Here is an 18,714-nt window from a genome sequence, read left to right as displayed (position 1 = left end):
AAAATGGTATTTATTTCGATAAAGATACAAATTAGTGTTAAGGATAAAGATGATCTTTAGTATTTTAAAAAGGTAGATCTATAAGATAAGATCTTCCTTTTTCTAATACAATAATTAATAAAACTTAATAAAAAATAGTTTAAAAAATGAAAGCTAGTCTGAAGTCCAGCGATGAGTGTTGCCAATTATCGTTTCCAATGCCGTTTACTTCAACACGTGGATTGGATAATTTGTATTCGGCGCTTGCTTCAATTGCCGAAAGAATTTTAGTTTTTAATGGGAAAGAATACCCAATAGCAGCTGTCCCATTAAGCCCTAGTCCAAAGAAATGCTGAAAATTCTGTCCTCCTTCTTCATTGATAAACCTATTTTTCGTCATTACGTTACCGATACCAAAGTTCCCTTTAAGGAATAAATTAGTTGTTGGAAGGGGGTAATATTTAAGACCGAAGTTGAAAGAAATATAGTTAAAGTAGTAAGCTTCTTCATTTCCATCAGAAGGTGTGCTTCCTGTTAAACTTAAATTGATTTCAGATCCCCACATCAGTCTTTCTACGCTTCGAATAGGCTTGTAAAAACCTAATCCAATATTCCAACCGAATAGATCAGCATAACTTCCTACATTTTTTCGATCGCCACTACTATTCTCAAAATAACTGAGATGCTGATCTCGAAGTTTTTTCGATCTCAAAAGTTCTTCCCCCTCTGATAAAGTAGGTTTTGAAACCCCAATTGAAACGAAAACTTGGGTTTTATTATATGGTTTGCTTGTTTTTTCTTGAGAATAGCTATTAAAAGTGAAGCAAATTAAAGCTAAGTTCAATGTAATTTTGGCAGTAGATAATTTCATCTAATTAATGGTTTTTATATGACTGCAAACCTACTACTGCTTATTTTGTTATACATTCACATTTGTTAATAAAATAGAAATAAATTGAATTATACTGATCGAATTCTACTCAAGGATTGTGGTTTAATACCTAAATAGGATGCTAGGTAATATTGAGGGATACGTTGCAATAACTTCGGGTTCTCCTCTATTTCCTTATGATACCTTTTTTTGGCACTTAAATGAGCAAAATTGGCTATGCGATTGTTTGCTTTAATTACAAGATTTTGTGATACTTCTGTCACTAATAGATTGAATTTTATTAATTCCGTTTTTAAAAAATCGAAATCCTGTTTTGATAGTACTACTAATTGTGTGTCTTCAATAACTTTAATATTCATTTTAGAAGGAATATTGTTGAGAAGACTCGTTAGTTGAGAAATCCAATCATTTTCAAAAGCAAAATCACAAACTCTTTCATCACCATCAGAATTTTCATAATAAATGACAGTCCCTGAGATAACAAAGGCAACCGATTTACAGTATTCACCACTTTTTAAAAAATACTCCCCTTTTTTCAATGACATTGATTCACTGTGAGAAGTTATGAGTTCAACTTCATCTCTAGAGAAATTATAACTCTCCGTTAGATAATGATTTAATTCTTTCAAATTATAGTATTGAAGGTGTTTTAATTATTGAATGTCTTTTTTGGTAGGTTTAATAATCATTCTAAAGTATTGATCTTTATATATGTAATAACCAAGCCAATTATAAAGCGTTCTCGCCTTGTTTTTAAAGTTTACAAGTCCCATAATATGAACGAAAATCCAAATAAGCCAAGCACTAAAACCTTTTATAGAACTCTTTTGATTAGGAAAGTCTAACACAGCTTTATTTCTACCAATAATAGCCATTGAACCTTTATCCGTATATGTAAAAGGTTTCCAGTTTTGATTTGATTTTTTTAAGTTCTGAGCTAGGTTTTTTGCTTGCTGTAATGCAGGTTGCGCTAATTGAGGATGTCCTTTTGGGTAGTGCTCATCGTCACTAATCATAGCACAATCGCCTAAAGCGTAAATGTTATCATAACCTACAACTTTGTTATAGCTGTCAGTTTTCAAGCGTTTCCCAGCTCCAAAACTTTCCTTTGCAAATCCAGGGAATGTTTTCGCAGAAACACCAGCTGCCCAAATAAGATTTCGTGATTTAATTTCCGTTCCATTTGATAATTGAACAGTTTCTCCATCAAAATCCTTTACTAGAGTGTTCATTATTAATTGAACTCCAAGTTCCTTTAATTTTTTTGAAGTATAATTCTTAGCTGAATCGGACATCGGAGCTAACACGGAGTTTTGCCCATCGATTAAACTGATCTCTCCCAAGTCTTCTTTATCTAACTCAGGATAATCTTTCATAATAATAGAACTTTTCATTTCGGCTAAAATCCCCGAAAGCTCAACGCCTGTAGGGCCCGCACCAGCAATAACAAAAGTTAAATACTTTTTTCTTTCTTCTTTATCATGAATACGAGTTGCGTGATCTAATCTTGTAAGAATAGTATTTCTTAGTGATAAAGCATCACTAATCGTTTTCATAGGCAAACTTTTTTCTTCAATACTTTTGTTTCCAAAGAAGTTCGATTCAGTTCCTGTGGCCATTACGAGAATATCATAACTAAATTCACCATTGCTCAAAATAATTTTATTCTCTTCAGGAACTATTTTTTCCAATGAGCCTAAACGAAAACGAGCATTTTTTAAGTCTCTAAGTATTTTTCTAAAAGGATAACTAATAGCCGAAGGCTCCATAAATCCGGTAGAAACTTGATAAATCAAAGGGGGAAAGAAATTATAATTATTACTATCAACCAATATGATTTGATACTCTTTTGAGTTTCCTAGCCTTTTTATCAGTTCTAATCCAGCAAATCCACCACCTACAACAACAAGTTTTTTTGGGTTATTCATCGTTAAGTTACCTTTCATTTTATATAACAAAGATCATCAAATAAAAATTAAAAACTCTTAAGCTGGTTTAAGAAAGTTGTTAAGATTCATTTAAAAATAGAGCTAGTTTCATTTAGTTTGAAGTAATGGTTCGTATGGTTTGTCGTTTACTTTTTTCCATTACTATATCGTTAAACAAAAAGTCAATGATTTCATCAAAGCATTGTGTAATTGGAAGACTAGCCCAATCATGCGAACCACCTTCAACAGTATATAGATAATAAGAAGTACCTAGTCCTGATAATCGTTTTGCTATTGCTTTAGATCCATAGAGTGTTAAATAACCCTTACTATCGGGAGTGCAATAGTGATGTGGAGCAATATTATATGGAACTAATCGATCACCAGTTCCATGAAAAAGTTGTGTTGGTATTGCACTATGTTCATTAATATTACTTAAAGAGGTAATGGCTCCTGCCATACCAATAACACCAGCATAAGAAAAGTCAGGAGGTAATACGCTGTCTTTATAAGTATACACCATATTGAGTACAGTTTCGGCACCAGCACTAGAACCCGAAAGAATAATTTTTGTTGGTTCAATTTTAAATTTACCGTTGTTTTCAAGAATATAATTTACAGCTACATTAACATCGTTAGAGGCTGTATTTATGGCATCTACTTTTTTATCCGCGCTTACATTACAGCCGAAACCAATTCCTTTCATCGTTAGCTGGTAAGATACGGAAGCCACTGCATATCCACGTTTGGCCAATTTCGTAGCAAAATTTACAAACTCAACTTCATCTCTTTTACCACCAGAGAAACCTCCTCCATGAACATAAACAACTAAAGGGGCTAATTGTTGGCTTTTTTCGGCTCTATAATAATCTAGTTGAAGTGTTTTGTTATTCTTAGAAAAATAAGTGTGTGTTGTTTTATTAACTTCTGAGTAAAGTGGGGTTTTATATAGTGTTTGGGCAATTGAAATTTTTATTGTATTAAATAAAAGAATGGTTAAAAATCTTCTAAGCATAATAGGTTAATTTGTAGTCTATAATTTTACTAAAGATCAAGTTAATTAAAATTTATGAGATAAAAAGATAGTAGTTGTGGTTTTAAGGTTGTTTATACAGGTTTAAAAAATATTCGTATTTTTAAGCGGGAGACTCCGGCAAATTAATAACCTAAAACTTAACACATGAAAAATTTCATAGTTAATTTGCTGTTTTTTTATTCAATTTTCACATTACATTCTCAAAGTCAATTGGAATATCCAATTGATCAAGCAGATAATTCATTTCAAGGACAAATTGATGTTTCAAAATTAGGTTCTGATCATTTAAACTTACCAGGCTCGAAAGGAGGTGATCATAAGGAACCATTAATCAAACCTACGGAAAAGCCAAATATTATTTTGGTGATATCGGATCAATTTCGAAGACAAGCTATGGGGTTTGTTAAGGATGGAGATCCAGTAAAAACACCTGAATTGGATAAGTATAAACGCGAAGAAGCGGTTTTTTTTAGTAATGGAATTGTTAACCGTCCTATTTGTGGACCCAATAGAGCAAATATTTTAACAGGTCAATACAATATCACGAATGGAGTTTATGGAAATAAAGTTCGACTTTCTAAGGAATCGAACACCTTGGGAGAAATTACTAAGCGTAATGGCTATAGAACTGCTTATATAGGTAAGTGGCATTTAGATGGGGCAGGAGGACCTGAAGGTTATGTCCCAAAATCACGAAGACACGGTTTTGATAAATGGATTTTGACCAGAGGACATTCACCTTTTAAACAAAAAGTTTATATAGATGACTCTCAAAAGGCAACAACAGCGTCAGAATGGGAAACTACTTGGTTAACGAAAAAACTGATTGGTTTTATTAGGAATAATAAGGAAAATCATAGCGATAAACCTTTTTGTGCTGTACTTTCTATAGGGCCGCCGCATACAGGAGGAGGAACTGGTTTTGAGGATAGGTACCAACCAGGTAAAAGAACAAGAGATGGAAAGATAAAATATGGGTATGGATATGCTGCTCCTAAAATATGGGAGGATTTATACCCCGAACCTAAACAACTTACAAAGAGACCAAATGCAACTGATATTATTGTAAAAAATACAGGTGAAAAAGATGAAGTGTGGCCGGTATTACCAGGATATTATGGGACGATAAGTTCTATAGACCATGAGTTTTTTAGACTTACAAAATACCTTAAGGATAATGACCTTTTTGATAATACTATTATCGTGTTTACTGCTGATCATGGAGAGATGTTGGGTTCACATGGAAGAATGACTAAAGGTGTTTGGTATGAAGAGTCCGTGGGAGTTCCGATGTTAATATCCTACCCAGCTAAAGTAGCCTCTAGGACAGAAAAAAGCCCAATGTCGTCAGTTGATATTTTGCCGACTGTTTTAGGGTTAGCAGACATTAATATTCCGGATTCGATAGATGGATTTGATTATTCGAAATCATTGAAAGGAGAGCATGATGTGCTGCCAGAATATGCCTTTTGTTCTTTTGATCAGGGAGGGGTAGGAAAAGGAGATCGTTCATGGAGATCTATTTATAGTGATAAGTATACCTACGTATTGGCTAATAGTAGTTGGAAAAACTTTAGAGACCTTGATCATATTCGTAAGGAAGATAAAATGGTTTTATATGATAAGGTAAAAGATCCTTATGAAATGGAGCCTATATATAAAGGAATGGGGTACGATGATGTTATCAATGATTTACATAAAAAATTAGTTGATCATTTAGATAAGATGAAGGATCCTTTTATAGAAATGCAATGGATACCAAGTAATAGTGAACCAAAATATATGTACAAAGATGCGCTGAATGCGATGATTCCGCAAAAAGGTATGCCCAAAACCAAAAAGTAAAAGTAGACAGCTTAGTATATTTTCGAATAGAAGACTATTAAATTGTAAACAAGGAAGATTTCTTTGTGTTAGAGGTTTAATTATCGGTTAGTAAGATGTTGAGTTAATCTATAGAAACCACAGCTGGTTCTGATTTTAGAGATGCTGTGGTTTCTTTCTTTAAACTTAATTTTTTAGTGAGATAACAATTTTTCTCTAAATATGATTTCCTGTTTTTTGTATGAGATTAGTTGTTTCATTTAGTTTTAATTGCTTGTTTTTTAAGTGTTTGTGTTCTTTTTAAAAAATATTTGTACTTTTACATGGGAGACTCCGGCAAATTAATAACCTAAAACTTAACGCATGAAAAATTTCATAGTTAATTTGCTGTTTTTTTATTCAATTTTCACTTTACATTCTCAAAATTCAAAGGATGTCTCATTTTTTGTAAATGTAGATACATCGTATGAGGAAGTGTCAGATTTCAAAACGAATGCTAACCATAAGAATTATTCAAAATCACAAGTTGTTTCTTTTGAAAAGAAATCAGCACAAGAACGGAAACCAAATATTATTTTGGTAATGACTGACCAGTGGCGAAGACAAGCGCTGGGGTTTATTAGAGATGGTGACCCAGTAAGAACTCCTAGATTAAATAGGTATAAACGAGAAGATGCTGTTTTCTTTAAAAATGGAATCGTTAACCGTCCTATTTGCGGCCCTAATAGAGCAAATATTTTAACAGGTCAATACAATATTACGAATGGGGTTTATGGGAATAAGGTTCGACTCTCCACAAAATCCAATACATTGGGAGACATAGCTAAAGCCAATGGTTATAGAACTGCTTTTATAGGGAAGTGGCATTTGGATGAAGCAGGGGCTCCTTCGGGATATGTGCCACCATCGAGGAGACATGGTTTTGACAAATGGATAGCGACTGTAGGGCATTCACCTTTTAGTCAAAAAGTTTATATTGATGATTCTAGAGAGCCAACAAGGGCAACAGAGTGGGAACCTACTTGGTTAACCAAAAAACTGATTACTTTTATAAAAGACAAGGAGAATAACAATGGAGATAAACCGTTTTGCGCGGTACTTTCTTTAGGGCCTCCGCATACTGGAGGAGGGCCAGGTTTTGAAGATAGATTTCAACCAGGGAAAAGAAATAAGGAAGGTGATATAAAATATGGGTATGGATATGCTGCTCCGAAAAAATGGGAAGATTTATACCCTAAACCTGAACAACTTCCTAGAAGAGTTAATGCTACCAAAGTTAGGGTAAGAAAAACGGGAGAGCAAGATGATGTATGGCCAACATTCCCCGGATATTACGGAGCTGTTAGCTCTATTGATCGGGAGTTTGCTAGATTGACAAAATATCTAAAAGATAGCAATCTTTTCAATAATACCATTATTGTGTTTACTGCCGATCATGGAGAATTGTTGGGGTCGCATGGACGTATGACTAAAGGGACGTGGTATGAAGAATCTGTTGGAGTACCAATGTTAATTTCGTATCCTAAAAAAGTGGACTCGAAAACAGAAGAAAGTCCAATGTCATCTATTGATATTGTCCCGACGATATTAGGGTTGGCAGATATTAACGTCCCAAGATATATGGATGGGTTTGATTACTCAAAGTCTCTAAAAGGTGAACAAGATATCTTACCTGAATATGCTTTCTGTTCTATGGATCAAGGGGAAGTTGCTGGAACTGATAGATCTTGGAGGTCTATTTATAGCGATAAGTATACTTATGCGCTGGCTAATAGTAGTTGGAGAAATTTTAGGGAACTTGATCATATCAGAGAAGAAGATAAAATGGTTTTATACGATAAGGTGAAAGACCCTTATGAAATGAGTCCTATTTATAGAGGAATGGGATATGATGAGGTGATTGATGATCTTCATCAAAAATTAGTTGATCATTTAGATAGAATGAATGATCCTTTTATAGAATTACAATGGATACCAAGTACTAGTGATACAAAATATACATATAATAATGCTTTACATGCAGTCATTCCTCAACCAGATTCAAATAGATCGAAAGAGAATAAAGAGTTGTCAGCAGAGGAGATAAGAAAAGATTTGGAAAGAAGTGAGTGCAATCATGGATATGATGAAGAAGGAGCGAAGAGTCATAAAAAAATTGTGTACCCATCACCAGTAGGTTCTCGAATAAATTTTCGATATCCTCAAGGAAATCTTAATGTTTTCAATTCTAAAGGAATGAATGTTCTCAGTTATACAAAGAAAGAAGAGATAAGCTCTTTAGATATTTCTAGTTTAAAACCAGGAGTATATTTTATCGTCTTTGATGGCTGGAAAAAGGAAAAGTTTATAAAAACTAAATAGAAAGGTATTTCATATAGTATAAGTAAAGAGTCTTTAATAGTTAAAGACTCTTGCTTTTGTATTTGTGCTTTTCAATATTTTTCGATACAATATCATTGAGTAATGAAACCTCACTTCCAAGACCAACGGTTAAAAGTTTTGGTCCCATTGGAGGAATACCATTAAATGGTCTAATGTAAGCTTCCCCACTAGGCGTTCTTTCAAAATAAGTATAAGTACTTTCTCCATCGATCTGTGTACATCCTTTCACACGTAAAATACTGTCTGGAATTTCTTTACAGATTGATTGAATACAATCGATATTCGGTAATTCAGGTAAATCTATAGAACATGAAGCCCAATGCGCTTTATGATGATCCATTTTCTCAGGTATAGAGTTTGTTGGTAACAACTCAGGTAATTTTGTAATATCTAGCTCATTTATATTAACGATTTTCGCATGTTGATTTATTTTTTTTACCTCTTTTATTACTGATTCTTGTCGTTCTATAGAGGCACGTTCTGTATGAGTAAGAACAATTAACGAAGAAACTTGAATTTGATTTCTTTCCAATTCATTGTTTTCTCCCCGCTTTTGCCAGTTTTTTACATCCACAACAGATATTTGAACGGGAGGGAGGAAACGATTATCTATACCAACTCCTAAAAATTCTGATAAAGCGCAAGCATCAGTAGTCCCATTTGCTTCAATCAAAGTAATGCCTTTTTTTCTTGAAGGAATATTATTAACAAAGTCTCTAAGTACATGAATACCACTGCAACAAATGCAACTACCACTAAGAGCTTTTATCTTTGTAGAGTCAATTATTTCTTTGAATTGCTGAGTATCAAGATATGCATTCTCATAATCATTCAAAATTAAATAGGGGCTCCATCCTTCGTTTATATAATTGTTAACGAGGTGTTTTAATAAGGTGGTCTTTCCAGCGCCTAAAAAACCAACCATTACAATTATTGCCTCTTTATTCGAAAGTTTTTCTGTCATGCTATATAAGTTTGCCTTGTTTAATAAATTATTAGGTTCTAACTAAAAACGAACAATCCGTATTCCAATCTATGGATTAAATAAAATTCCTACAATACTAAAGCAAATCAGTCATGTAGTCGTTCAATTTTACAATTTTTAACAAAATCCTTTAAGTTGATATTCATTCGAAGTTAAATTTGGCATTCATCATTTAAACGATTCATGAAATATTTGACTTCCTTGTCATTGATATTTTTAGACTTACACGAATAAAATAAGTGTCTATGCATAGTTTTTTCTAGTTTGATAGGGATTTTTATCATATTATTCTCAATGGCTTCTTTACCTAACTTTTTTGGAATAATACTGAATCCAAAATTGGTTTTTAAGGCCTCAATGATATTGGTGTATGAAGGAAGTATATAGCGTGGAATTATCTTTGGTTTTGAATGAAAGTGCTGTTCCCAAAATCTTTTAATTTCCTTTTGATCATTGTCATAAACAAACCAAGTTTGCTTTTGTAACCATTGATTCAGTTTTTTTCTATTAGCAATTAGTTGTTCAGGAATAATTGTTTTAGTTGAGCAAACAAGTTCGAAAGAATCATTAGAAATAGATTCAAATTTATGATCATAAGAATTGTACTTGGGTACACCTACGACTAATTGTACTTGGTCATATTCTAGCGCTTTAATAAGCTCCTTTTCCGTCCCAAATTGTACTGTAATAAACATGTCAAAAGAGTATATTTTATGGACTAACTCTTTCTCAAAAAAATCTATTGTACAGCCAATTGAAATGGCATGACGAGTTTTACTTGCTCGTTGATTAGAGTAATGTTCGACTTTTTTTAATTGTTCAAGAGGGGTGTTTATTTGGTTGTATAAAAACTTGCCATATTCGGTTGCTGTTAACTTTCGTGTAGTCCTTTCAAAAAGTTTTTTACCTATATGAGCCTCTAAGGCCAATAAATGTTTGCTGACGCCAGGTTGGGTCATGTTTAATTTTTTTGATGCTTCCGTAATATTATGACATTCATAAATCACACCAAAGGTTCGTAACCATTCTAAATTAATCATAATTTTTGTTATGAATAGATAAACAAAAATAATTAAAATTATGAATTTACTGCTTTTATATTTGCGTGAAAATTAAAAAATATGACAGAAACTTTAATTGTGAGTTATGCGCCCAGAATAGGTTCTTATAACAAAGTATTGGTAAATGAATTTATAAGTTTAGCCAATAGCAAAACTAAAATTAAACATTTGGATTTGGTTGAAAGCCCTCCAGATTTATTACTCAAAGAGAATCTAAATTTGATGATGGATTGGAATCAGGGAAAGAGAGCTTTTTCTAATGAAGAAAGACTGGTTTTATTGAATCATCATGCACTAATAGAAGAATTTCTCTTAGCGGATTATATTGTACTAGCTTTTCCTATTTATAACTTTACAATGCCTGCCACTGTAAAGGCCTGGATAGATGCCATAGTTGTTAGCGATAGGACTTTTTCATTTACTCCAGAAAAGGGTTTTAAAGGGACATGCGAAAATAAAAGAGCACTATCAGTTGTTGTGGCAGGCTTCGATTATAATAACTCCAATCATTTCAAGGAATATGCTTCCTGTACGGTGAAACAGAATTTTGATTTTATGGGAGTTCGTTCAAAGCAGGTCTCTGTTTTCGGGGTTGATCAGAATAAAGAACATTTGGATTCCATTTTGGATCAAGCGAAAGCTGAATTAAAAGCTACAGTTTCTGATTGGTTTGAGTCTTAGTATTTAAATAACTAGTCAAAGCATTATTAATGGCACTATTCTTTGGTGCCATTAAATTTTTATAGATTATAAATTCACTGCAAAACATTACCGAAATGATGGAATTGCTGATTTACTAAATAAGTAATAGAATTTATGCATTTCTATTTTTTAGAATAAGTATGTAATATTCGCTATGAAATATGTACCACCGACGCTTTTTTTATAGAAATAAAAACATCTAAATTAGAGGAAAGAGTAAAAGCTCTATATTTGTAGCATGCTTTCAAAGAAAACTAAATACGGAATTAAGGCACTTACCTTTATTGCTCGACAAGAAAAAGGAATTAAAGTGCAAATAGCTACGATATCGGAGCGTGAAAATATTTCACATAAGTTTTTAGAAAGTATATTACTTACATTGCGAAAAGCAGGAGTTTTAGGAGCGAAAAAAGGAAAAGGCGGAGGATACTATTTGTTAAAAGAGGCTGAAGATATTAAAATGACGGAAGTTATTCGAACCTTAGAAGGTCCAATTGCCATGGTTCCATGTGTTAGTTTAAACTTTTACGAAAAGTGTGATGATTGCCCTGATGAGGATGCCTGTTCGGTACATAAGTTGATGATTCAAGTGAGAGATAACACTTTGAATGTTCTACGAAATACAACTTTAGCTGACCTCGTATAGTTCTACTTAAATCTTATCGAATTGTTAATTTTTTAATTTTTTCTTTCATATTAAATTAGAGTCTGTATATTTGTCAACTCTAAAACCTACTAATCCGATAGGGTAAAAGGTATTTTTAAAAATGATTGTAGAACAAGTATTAGAAAATAAAACAAATTACGACGTAGATAAGGAATCCGAGAAGCCAATTAGAAGTGTTGTTAAATCAATTAGTTGGAGAGCCGTTGGAACTCTTGACACCATTCTAATTTCTTGGATTATTACAGGACAAGTAAAAACGGCCTTATCTATTGGAGGAATAGAATTAGTAACGAAAATGCTCTTATATTTTTTTCACGAAAGAGTTTGGAATAGTATAAAATGGGGTAAAAAATGAGTTTAGAAATGATTGATTTAAAAGTAGTAAACGAACAATTAAAAGACAAAACACCTAAAGAAATTGTGCAATGGGCTTTAGAGGTGGCTTTAAAACCTGTAATTACTACAAACTTTAGACCTTATGAAGGTTCTATTCTTCATTTAGTAACTTCATTAAATAATGAAATTGAAGTTATATGGTGCGATACGGGGTATAATACACCTCAAACATATAAACATGCTGAAGAGCTTATACACAAGTTACAGCTAAATGTTCAATTGTATGTTCCAAAACAAACAGTAGCTCACAGAAATGTAACCTTGGGATTACCAACAGTTGATGATCCAAATCATGCAATTTTTACTGAGCAAGTAAAATTAGAGCCATTTAAAAGGGCTATGAGAGAACATAAGCCTGATGTTTGGTTTACAAACTTAAGAAAAGGACAAACTGCTTTTAGAGATAGCATCGAAGTAGTATCCTTAAGTAAGGATGGAATAATTAAGGTAAGTCCTTTTTATCATTATACAGATAAAGAATTAGATACATATTTAGAAGAGTTTGATGTTCCGAACGAATTCAAATATTTCGATCCAACAAAAGTAGAAAGTAACAGAGAGTGCGGTTTGCATATTTAAAAAAATAGGAAGATGAATACGAAAGAAATTAGAGTAGGAGCCTTAGAAAGCGAGGCCATATATATTTTCAGAGAAGTAGTTGCTCAATTCGAGAAACCAGTGTTATTGTTTTCAGGAGGTAAAGATAGCATAACATTGGTGAGATTGGCTCAAAAAGCATTTTACCCAGGTAAAATTCCTTTTCCACTAATGCATATTGACACAGGACATAATTTTCCTGAAACTATTGAGTTTAGAGATCGTTTGGTTGAAGAACTTGGAGTGGAATTAATAGTAAGAAATGTTCAGGATAATATTGATTCAGGAAAGGTTAAAGAAGAAACAGGAAAGTATGCAAGTAGAAATATGTTGCAAACTGAAACATTGCTAGATGCGATTGATGAATTTGGATTTGACGCTTGTATAGGAGGTGCACGTAGAGACGAGGAAAAAGCTAGAGCCAAAGAACGTATTTTTTCTGTAAGAGATGATTTCGGTCAATGGGATGAGAAAAACCAGCGCCCTGAGTTATTTGATATGTTAAATGGGCGTATTGATTTAGGTCAAAACGTTAGAGTTTTTCCTATATCAAATTGGACAGAATTAGATGTTTGGTCATATATACAAAAAGAAGGTATTGAAATACCATCAATATACTTCGCGCACAAAAGAGAAACCTTCGTTAGAGATGGACTTATTTGGTCAGCAAATGATGAGGTAGTTTACAGAGAAGAAGACGAAAAAGTAGAAGAAAGAATGGTACGTTTTAGAACGGTTGGTGACATGAGTTGTACAGCAGCAGTATTGTCAAGTGCAGCCGATATTGATACTATTGTAGGAGAAATAAGAGTATCAACAATATCAGAAAGAGGAGCTAGGATTGATGATAAGCGATCTGAAGCAGCAATGGAGAAAAGAAAGCAACAAGGATATTTCTAAAAATTAACGTAACCTAAACAAACAAAAACAAAAGCGATGAATGTATTAAAAATAGCAACAGCGGGAAGTGTAGATGACGGAAAGAGTACGTTGATAGGACGAATTTTATACGATACAAAATCATTAACAGACGATAAATTAGAAGCTATTGAAGAAAAAAGTAGACAAAGAGGATTTGATTATTTAGACTTTTCATTAGCAACAGATGGACTAGTAGCAGAGCGTGAACAAGGAATTACCATTGATGTAGCTCATATCTATTTTTCTACACCAAAAACGAGTTTTATTATTGCCGATACTCCTGGGCATATAGAATATACTCGAAACATGGTGACTGGAGCGTCTAATTCACAAGCTTCTATTATTCTAGTAGATGCAAGAAACGGAGTAGTTGAGCAAACATACCGACACTTTTTTATTAATAATTTATTAAAAGTAAAAGATGTTGTTGTTGCTGTCAATAAGATGGATTTAGTAGATTTTTCAGAAGAAAAATTTAATCAAATTAAAGGAGAAATTGAATATTTAGCGAGTAAAAGCGAATATCAAAATCAAAATATAACATTTATACCTATTTCAGCATTACAAGGTGATAATGTTGTCACTAAATCAGATAGAATTAAGTGGTATAACGGACAAAGCTTATTAGATCATCTTGAAAGTTTAAATTCTGAAGATATTCAAGAAGCTTCGCAAGTGAGATTTCCAGTACAGAATGTAATCAGACCTAAAACTGAAGAGTATCACGATTTTAGAGGATATGCAGGGAAATTATACGGAGGGGATTTAGCAGTAGGTGATGAAGTAACTATTTTACCATCAACAACAAAATCTAAAGTAAAAAGTATTCACTTTTTTGATAAGGAGTATGAAGTAGCTAAAAGAGGAAGTTCAGTGAGTATTACTTTAGAAGATGATGTAAACATCAGTAGAGGAGATATGATTGTAAAGGCTGGAGAAGAACCTGAAGTAGTAAAGCAATTGGAGGCTACTATTTGTTGGATGGATAAAACACCTTTACAAGCGTCTGATAAGTATTATATAAAGCATGGTGTAAATGATGCTCAGGTTAAAATAATGAATATTTCTTCAACGATTGAAACGGATTTTTCTGGTAAAAAAGAATCTTCGGATAAATTAACATTAAACGAAATAGGAGAAGTTTCATTAAAGGTAAGTAAACCATTATTTGTTGATAATTATAAAAAGAACAAGGCTAATGGAGCATTTATTTTGGTAAACCCTAAAACCAATAACACCGCAGGAGTTGGTTTTATTAAATAAATGAATAACCGATGGCAATTATAATAACCGACGAATGTATAAACTGTGGGGCCTGTGAACCAGAATGCCCAAACACAGCAATTTACGAAGGAGCCGTAGATTGGAATTATAGCGAAGGAACTTCCTTAAGCGGAAATGTGAAATTACCAGGAGGAAATGAAGTTGATTCAGAAGAAGATCAAGAACCAGTTTCAGATGAATACTATTTTATCGTTCCTGATAAATGTACAGAGTGTAAAGGATTCCATGAAGAGCCACAGTGTGCGGCAGTTTGCCCAGTTGATTGCTGTGTGCCAGATGAAGATAATGTAGAATCGGAAGAAGAATTACTTGCAAAACAGAGTTTTTTGCACAATTAAAAAATACTTTGTGGCTAATTGTTTAGAGGCCTACAAAGAAAATTATTGAAAATCATGCAAAGTTTTAGATCAGAAATAGAAAACCCAGTTGTAGAAAAAGATATTCTAGAGTTAGAACGTAAAATACGCTTATTTAAAGAAGGTCAAATTGATGAAGAACGTTTTAGAAGTCTTCGTTTAGCTCGTGGAGTATATGGTCAACGTCAACTAGGCGTTCAAATGATACGTATAAAATTACCATATGGTAAAGTAACAAGTGAGCAACTACATAGAATAGCTGATGTTTCTGATGAGTATTCTCGTGGGCGTTTACATATTACTACACGTCAAGATATTCAAATTCACTATGTGAGTTTAGATAGAACTCCAGAGTTATGGGCACAATTAGAAAAGGATGATATTACGTTAAGAGAAGCTTGTGGAAATGCAGTTCGTAATGTAACAGCATCTGAAACGGCAGGTATCGACCCTAAAGAGCCTTTTGATGTAACACCGTATGCACATGAAACATTTGAATTTTTCTTAAGAAACCCTATTTGTCAAGAAATGGGAAGAAAATTTAAAATGTCATTTTCAGCAACTGAAGAAGATACTGCTTTAAGTTTTATGCATGATTTAGGTTTTATTGCCAAAACAAAAAAAGTAGGCGATAAAGAAATCAAAGGATTTAAGGTGTTGTTAGCTGGTGGACTGGGATCTCAACCACGTCAGGCAGATGTAATGTATGAGTTTTTAGAAACAGATTTATTAATTCCTACAATTGAAGGTGTATTAAGAGTTTTTGATCGTCATGGTGAACGTGCAAAGCGCGCAAAAGCAAGATTGAAATTTTTAGTAAAGAGTTTAGGTTTAGATGGATTCTTGGCATTAGTTGAGGCTGAAAAAAGAGCGTTAGCATATCAATCATACCCAATTGATACATCTAAATTTGAAGAAGAAATAACTTTCGGAACAGATCAAATTCCTCCAGTAGTTATTGAAAATATTGATGAATATAACCAATGGAAAAAAACCAATGTTTTAGAGCAAAAGCAAGAAGGTTTGTATGCTGTTGGAATCAAAGTTCATTTAGGAGATTTTTATACAGACAAAGCAAGACTATTAGCAGACTTAATTAAGAAATATGCTGCGAATGAATTACGTTTTACTTTACGTCAAAACATCTTAATTCGTCACGTAAGAGAAGAGTTTTTACCAGTATTTTATGCTGAATTAAAAGAGTTAGGTTTTACAGATACTGGATATAACAGTCTTTTCGATATCACAGCTTGTCCTGGTACGGATACTTGTAACCTAGGAATTTCAAGCAGTACAGGAATTGCGACTGAGTTAGAAAAAGTATTAAAAGCAGAATACCCTCATTATGTAAATAATACAGATATTACCATTAAAATCAGCGGATGTATGAATGCTTGTGGTCAACACAATATGGCACATATCGGATTTCAAGGAATGTCAGTAAAAGTAGGACCATTATTGGCTCCAGCCTTACAAGTATTAATAGGAGGTGGTGTTGTTGGAGATGGCCAGGGTCGTTTTGCGGATAAATTGGTGAAAATACCAAGTAAGAGAGGTCCTGAAGCGTTAAGGTCTTTATTAAATGATTTCGAAACTAATAAAGAAGAGAATGAAGATTTCTTAAGTTATTATGATAGAAATGGAAAAACGTATTTTTATGATTTACTAAAGGAATTATCGGATACTTCAAGTTTAACAGATGAAGATTTTATCGATTGGGGACATAATGAGAAATATGTGAAAGCTATTGGAGTAGGAGAATGTGCTGGAGTGGTAATTGATTTAATAGCAACGTTATTGTTTGAAAGCGAAGAAAAGTTAGAAAATGCAACCCAAGCATTAAATCAAGAACAGTGGTCAGATAGTATTTATCATGCTTATGCTGCTATTGTAAATACTGCGAAAGCTTTATTAACTTCTGAAGGATCAAAAACAAATACACAAGCTGGTATTATTACTAATTTTGACAAGGTATTTGTAGAAACAAACAAAATAGAGTTACCAACAACATTTTCAGAGTTGGTGTATCAAATAAATGAAAAGGAGCCAACAGAGGCTTTTGCAAAAAAATATTTAGAAGAGGCTAAAACTTTTTATGCAACAATCGATGCATATAGAAAAGTTGAGGTTGAATTAGAGAATTAATTAAGCAGGGCGATTTCGAGTTAAATAGTTGATTATTGCCTAATAGATTATCGCCCTGTAATTAAAATTGAACAAGAATGAACAAGCAACCTAAATTAACAGTAGTAGGAGCCGGACCGGGCGATGTAGAGTTAATCACGTTGAAAGCTATAAAAACATTAAAACGAGCAGATGTTGTTTTATATGATGCTTTGGTGAATCCAGAACTTTTAGAGTATGTGAATCCAATGGCAGAGTTAATTTTTGTAGGGAAACGTAGAGGTTGTTACCGATATCAACAAGAACAAATTAATGAGTTAATTGTTGCTAGAGGGCATTCTCATGGACATGTGGTTCGCTTAAAAGGTGGAGACCCATTTATTTTCGGTCGTGGAGCGGAAGAAATGGAGTATGCCGCAGAACAAGGATTGTTAGTTGAAATGGTTCCAGGAATATCATCGTCATTGGCGGTACCAGCCTACCAAAATATCCCTTTAACAAAAAGAGGGAATTCTGAAAGTTTTTGGGTAATTACAGGAACAACCAAACAACACAAGTTATCAAGTGATGTTGCTTTGGCGGCTAAATCAAATGCAACTGTGGTCGTGTTAATGGGAATGGGAAAGCTATCGGAAATAGTAGCTTTGTTCAAACAAGAAGGTAAAGAAGAATTACCAGTAGCAATTATTCAAAATGGAACCACACCTCAAGAAAAAATAGGAATCGGAACAGTTGAAACTATTGAAGAGGTTGTTGCTCAAAACCAATTGAGTAATCCTGCAATTATTGTGTTGGGAAGTGTCGTAAGCCATAGAGAGAGGTTGTTGAGTTTACAAAAGGAAATATCTTTAGATACTACTTTAGAACATTCGGTTGAAATAGAAAAAAAAGAACCAAAGAAGGTTGATAGCAATAAACCTTATGTAGTAAAAGAAGATAGAAACAACTTGTATCCAATTTTCTTAAAAGTAAAACAATTGGAAGTTTTAATTGTTGGTGGAGGCTTTGTAGCAGATGAGAAACTTTCGTTTTTATTAAAGTCAAGTCCTAATGCAAAAGTGACTATGGTTGCTCCTTTCTTCCGTGAAGATACTTTAAGAGAAGCAAAAAAAGGAAATGTAACCATTGTTAATGATGTGTACCGTCAAAAGTATATAGAAGGAAAACATATTGTAATTGCAACCACTGATAAACCTGAAATAAATGTAGAGGTATATGAGCATTGTAGAGAGCGATCTATCTTGGTAAATGTAGCAGATAATCCACCATATTGCGATTTTTATATGGGAGGAATTGTTACTAAAGAAAATGTAAAAGTAGCTATTTCTACCAATGGAAAATCACCAACAACTGCAAAACGATTACGTCAGTTTTTTGAGGAAGTAATTCCAGATGATATTAATCAATTGGTGAAAAATTTAAACGATTATAGAAAAACCATCAAAGGAGATTTTGAACAAAAGGTGGAAGAGCTAAATAAACTTACTGAAAATTTAGTTTCAGGCCACAGCACAAATTCCTCAGATAAATAGTAGATACAACAAATAAAAAGATTCCAAAATAGGAGTAATAAAACTCAC

The 18,714-nt window shown here is 33.2% G+C and carries 17 protein-coding genes and 1 pseudogene; 12 read left to right on the top strand and 6 right to left on the bottom strand.

Annotation, left to right across the window (positions count from 1 at the left end; all coding sequences use genetic code 11):
* Window positions 1-139: 139 nt before the first annotated feature.
* The 4 genes from BLW23_RS20265 to BLW23_RS20250 all read right to left on the bottom strand — a co-directional run bounded on the left by BLW23_RS20265 (window position 140) and on the right by BLW23_RS20250 (window position 3,814).
* Window positions 140-850, bottom strand: coding sequence for a hypothetical protein (locus BLW23_RS20265; RefSeq protein WP_093673349.1), 711 nt, complete (start codon window positions 848-850; stop codon window positions 140-142).
* 89 nt (window positions 851-939) lie between these two features.
* Window positions 940-1,500, bottom strand: coding sequence for a Crp/Fnr family transcriptional regulator (locus BLW23_RS20260; RefSeq protein WP_143032241.1), 561 nt, complete (start codon window positions 1,498-1,500; stop codon window positions 940-942).
* A gap of 24 nt (window positions 1,501-1,524) precedes the next feature.
* On the bottom strand, window positions 1,525-2,799 hold the full coding sequence (locus BLW23_RS20255; protein ID WP_093674373.1) for an NAD(P)/FAD-dependent oxidoreductase: 1,275 nt from the start codon (window positions 2,797-2,799) through the stop codon (window positions 1,525-1,527).
* A 112-nt stretch (window positions 2,800-2,911) separates the two neighbouring features.
* Window positions 2,912-3,814, bottom strand: coding sequence for an alpha/beta hydrolase (locus BLW23_RS20250; protein WP_093673345.1), 903 nt, complete (start codon window positions 3,812-3,814; stop codon window positions 2,912-2,914).
* 165 nt (window positions 3,815-3,979) lie between these two features.
* Here BLW23_RS20250 and BLW23_RS20245 point away from each other — a divergent pair, with 165 nt between their 5' ends.
* Together BLW23_RS20245 and BLW23_RS20240 are read left to right on the top strand one after the other, a co-directional pair.
* Window positions 3,980-5,680 (top strand): sulfatase-like hydrolase/transferase, encoded by a 1,701-nt coding sequence (locus BLW23_RS20245; RefSeq protein ID WP_093673343.1) that lies wholly within the window; start codon window positions 3,980-3,982, stop codon window positions 5,678-5,680.
* Between the two features lie 342 nt (window positions 5,681-6,022).
* Window positions 6,023-8,020 carry a sulfatase-like hydrolase/transferase gene (locus BLW23_RS20240; RefSeq protein ID WP_093673341.1) on the top strand — a complete coding sequence of 666 codons (1,998 nt, stop codon included), beginning with the start codon at window positions 6,023-6,025 and terminating at the stop codon, window positions 8,018-8,020.
* Window positions 8,021-8,060: 40 nt separating this feature from the next.
* Here BLW23_RS20240 and BLW23_RS20235 read toward each other — a convergent pair whose 3' ends face one another.
* Entirely contained in the window at window positions 8,061-9,005 is a 945-nt protein-coding gene (locus BLW23_RS20235) for a GTP-binding protein (protein ID WP_093673339.1), read from the bottom strand.
* 173 nt (window positions 9,006-9,178) lie between these two features.
* On the bottom strand, window positions 9,179-10,066 hold the full coding sequence (locus BLW23_RS20230) for a LysR family transcriptional regulator (protein WP_093673337.1): 888 nt from the start codon (window positions 10,064-10,066) through the stop codon (window positions 9,179-9,181).
* Between the two features lie 81 nt (window positions 10,067-10,147).
* Between BLW23_RS20230 and BLW23_RS20225 the strand changes: the two genes are divergently transcribed.
* The 10 genes and pseudogenes from BLW23_RS20225 (at window position 10,148) to BLW23_RS20180 (ending at window position 18,666) form a co-directional block, all read left to right on the top strand.
* Entirely contained in the window at window positions 10,148-10,768 is a 621-nt protein-coding gene (locus tag BLW23_RS20225) for an NAD(P)H-dependent oxidoreductase (protein WP_093673335.1), read from the top strand.
* Window positions 10,769-11,027: 259 nt separating this feature from the next.
* Window positions 11,028-11,435 (top strand): RrF2 family transcriptional regulator, encoded by a 408-nt coding sequence (locus tag BLW23_RS20220; RefSeq protein ID WP_093673333.1) that lies wholly within the window; start codon window positions 11,028-11,030, stop codon window positions 11,433-11,435.
* Window positions 11,436-11,556: 121 nt separating this feature from the next.
* Window positions 11,557-11,811 carry a DUF2061 domain-containing protein gene (locus tag BLW23_RS20215; RefSeq protein ID WP_093673331.1) on the top strand — a complete coding sequence of 85 codons (255 nt, stop codon included), beginning with the start codon at window positions 11,557-11,559 and terminating at the stop codon, window positions 11,809-11,811.
* A complete protein-coding gene (locus tag BLW23_RS20210; protein WP_176829894.1) occupies window positions 11,808-12,431 on the top strand; it encodes a phosphoadenosine phosphosulfate reductase domain-containing protein in 624 nt (207 codons plus the stop codon). The genes BLW23_RS20215 and BLW23_RS20210 overlap by 4 nt, the downstream gene beginning before the upstream one ends.
* A 12-nt stretch (window positions 12,432-12,443) precedes the next feature.
* On the top strand, window positions 12,444-13,349 hold the full coding sequence (gene cysD / locus BLW23_RS20205) for a sulfate adenylyltransferase subunit CysD (protein WP_093673329.1): 906 nt from the start codon (window positions 12,444-12,446) through the stop codon (window positions 13,347-13,349).
* A gap of 36 nt (window positions 13,350-13,385) precedes the next feature.
* On the top strand, window positions 13,386-14,633 hold the full coding sequence (locus BLW23_RS20200) for a sulfate adenylyltransferase subunit 1 (protein ID WP_093673327.1): 1,248 nt from the start codon (window positions 13,386-13,388) through the stop codon (window positions 14,631-14,633).
* 11 nt (window positions 14,634-14,644) lie between these two features.
* Entirely contained in the window at window positions 14,645-14,992 is a 348-nt protein-coding gene (locus BLW23_RS20195) for a 4Fe-4S dicluster domain-containing protein (protein ID WP_093673325.1), read from the top strand.
* Window positions 14,993-15,046: 54 nt separating this feature from the next.
* On the top strand, window positions 15,047-17,155 hold the full coding sequence (locus BLW23_RS20190; protein ID WP_093674369.1) for a HEPN domain-containing protein: 2,109 nt from the start codon (window positions 15,047-15,049) through the stop codon (window positions 17,153-17,155).
* A 77-nt stretch (window positions 17,156-17,232) separates the two neighbouring features.
* Window positions 17,233-17,979 (top strand): annotated as a pseudogene (gene cobA, locus BLW23_RS20185) (uroporphyrinogen-III C-methyltransferase); the annotation flags it as partial.
* 102 nt (window positions 17,980-18,081) lie between these two features.
* Window positions 18,082-18,666 (top strand): precorrin-2 dehydrogenase/sirohydrochlorin ferrochelatase family protein, encoded by a 585-nt coding sequence (locus tag BLW23_RS20180; protein ID WP_255362870.1) that lies wholly within the window; start codon window positions 18,082-18,084, stop codon window positions 18,664-18,666.
* The last annotated feature ends 48 nt before the right edge of the window (window positions 18,667-18,714 follow it).

This window comes from Tenacibaculum sp. MAR_2009_124 (assembly GCF_900105455.1).
Taxonomy (GTDB): domain Bacteria; phylum Bacteroidota; class Bacteroidia; order Flavobacteriales; family Flavobacteriaceae; genus Polaribacter.
The sequence above is the reverse complement of the archived record's forward strand: the minus strand, read 5'-3'. Positions and strand labels throughout refer to the sequence as shown.

Excerpts from the sequence above, each read along its gene's own strand:
- BLW23_RS20265 (WP_093673349.1), bottom strand. The coding sequence starts at position 850 with ATGAAATTATCTACTGCCAAAATTACATTGAACTTAGCTTTAATTTGC.
- BLW23_RS20255 (WP_093674373.1), bottom strand. The coding sequence starts at position 2,799 with ATGAATAACCCAAAAAAACTTGTTGTTGTAGGTGGTGGATTTGCTGGA.
- BLW23_RS20250 (WP_093673345.1), bottom strand. The coding sequence starts at position 3,814 with ATGCTTAGAAGATTTTTAACCATTCTTTTATTTAATACAATAAAAATT.
- BLW23_RS20245 (WP_093673343.1), top strand. The coding sequence starts at position 3,980 with ATGAAAAATTTCATAGTTAATTTGCTGTTTTTTTATTCAATTTTCACA.
- BLW23_RS20240 (WP_093673341.1), top strand. The coding sequence starts at position 6,023 with ATGAAAAATTTCATAGTTAATTTGCTGTTTTTTTATTCAATTTTCACT.
- BLW23_RS20235 (WP_093673339.1), bottom strand. The coding sequence starts at position 9,005 with ATGACAGAAAAACTTTCGAATAAAGAGGCAATAATTGTAATGGTTGGT.
- BLW23_RS20230 (WP_093673337.1), bottom strand. The coding sequence starts at position 10,066 with ATGATTAATTTAGAATGGTTACGAACCTTTGGTGTGATTTATGAATGT.
- BLW23_RS20225 (WP_093673335.1), top strand. The coding sequence starts at position 10,148 with ATGACAGAAACTTTAATTGTGAGTTATGCGCCCAGAATAGGTTCTTAT.
- BLW23_RS20220 (WP_093673333.1), top strand. The coding sequence starts at position 11,028 with ATGCTTTCAAAGAAAACTAAATACGGAATTAAGGCACTTACCTTTATT.
- BLW23_RS20215 (WP_093673331.1), top strand. The coding sequence starts at position 11,557 with ATGATTGTAGAACAAGTATTAGAAAATAAAACAAATTACGACGTAGAT.
- BLW23_RS20210 (WP_176829894.1), top strand. The coding sequence starts at position 11,808 with ATGAGTTTAGAAATGATTGATTTAAAAGTAGTAAACGAACAATTAAAA.
- cysD (WP_093673329.1), top strand. The coding sequence starts at position 12,444 with ATGAATACGAAAGAAATTAGAGTAGGAGCCTTAGAAAGCGAGGCCATA.
- BLW23_RS20200 (WP_093673327.1), top strand. The coding sequence starts at position 13,386 with ATGAATGTATTAAAAATAGCAACAGCGGGAAGTGTAGATGACGGAAAG.
- BLW23_RS20195 (WP_093673325.1), top strand. The coding sequence starts at position 14,645 with ATGGCAATTATAATAACCGACGAATGTATAAACTGTGGGGCCTGTGAA.
- BLW23_RS20190 (WP_093674369.1), top strand. The coding sequence starts at position 15,047 with ATGCAAAGTTTTAGATCAGAAATAGAAAACCCAGTTGTAGAAAAAGAT.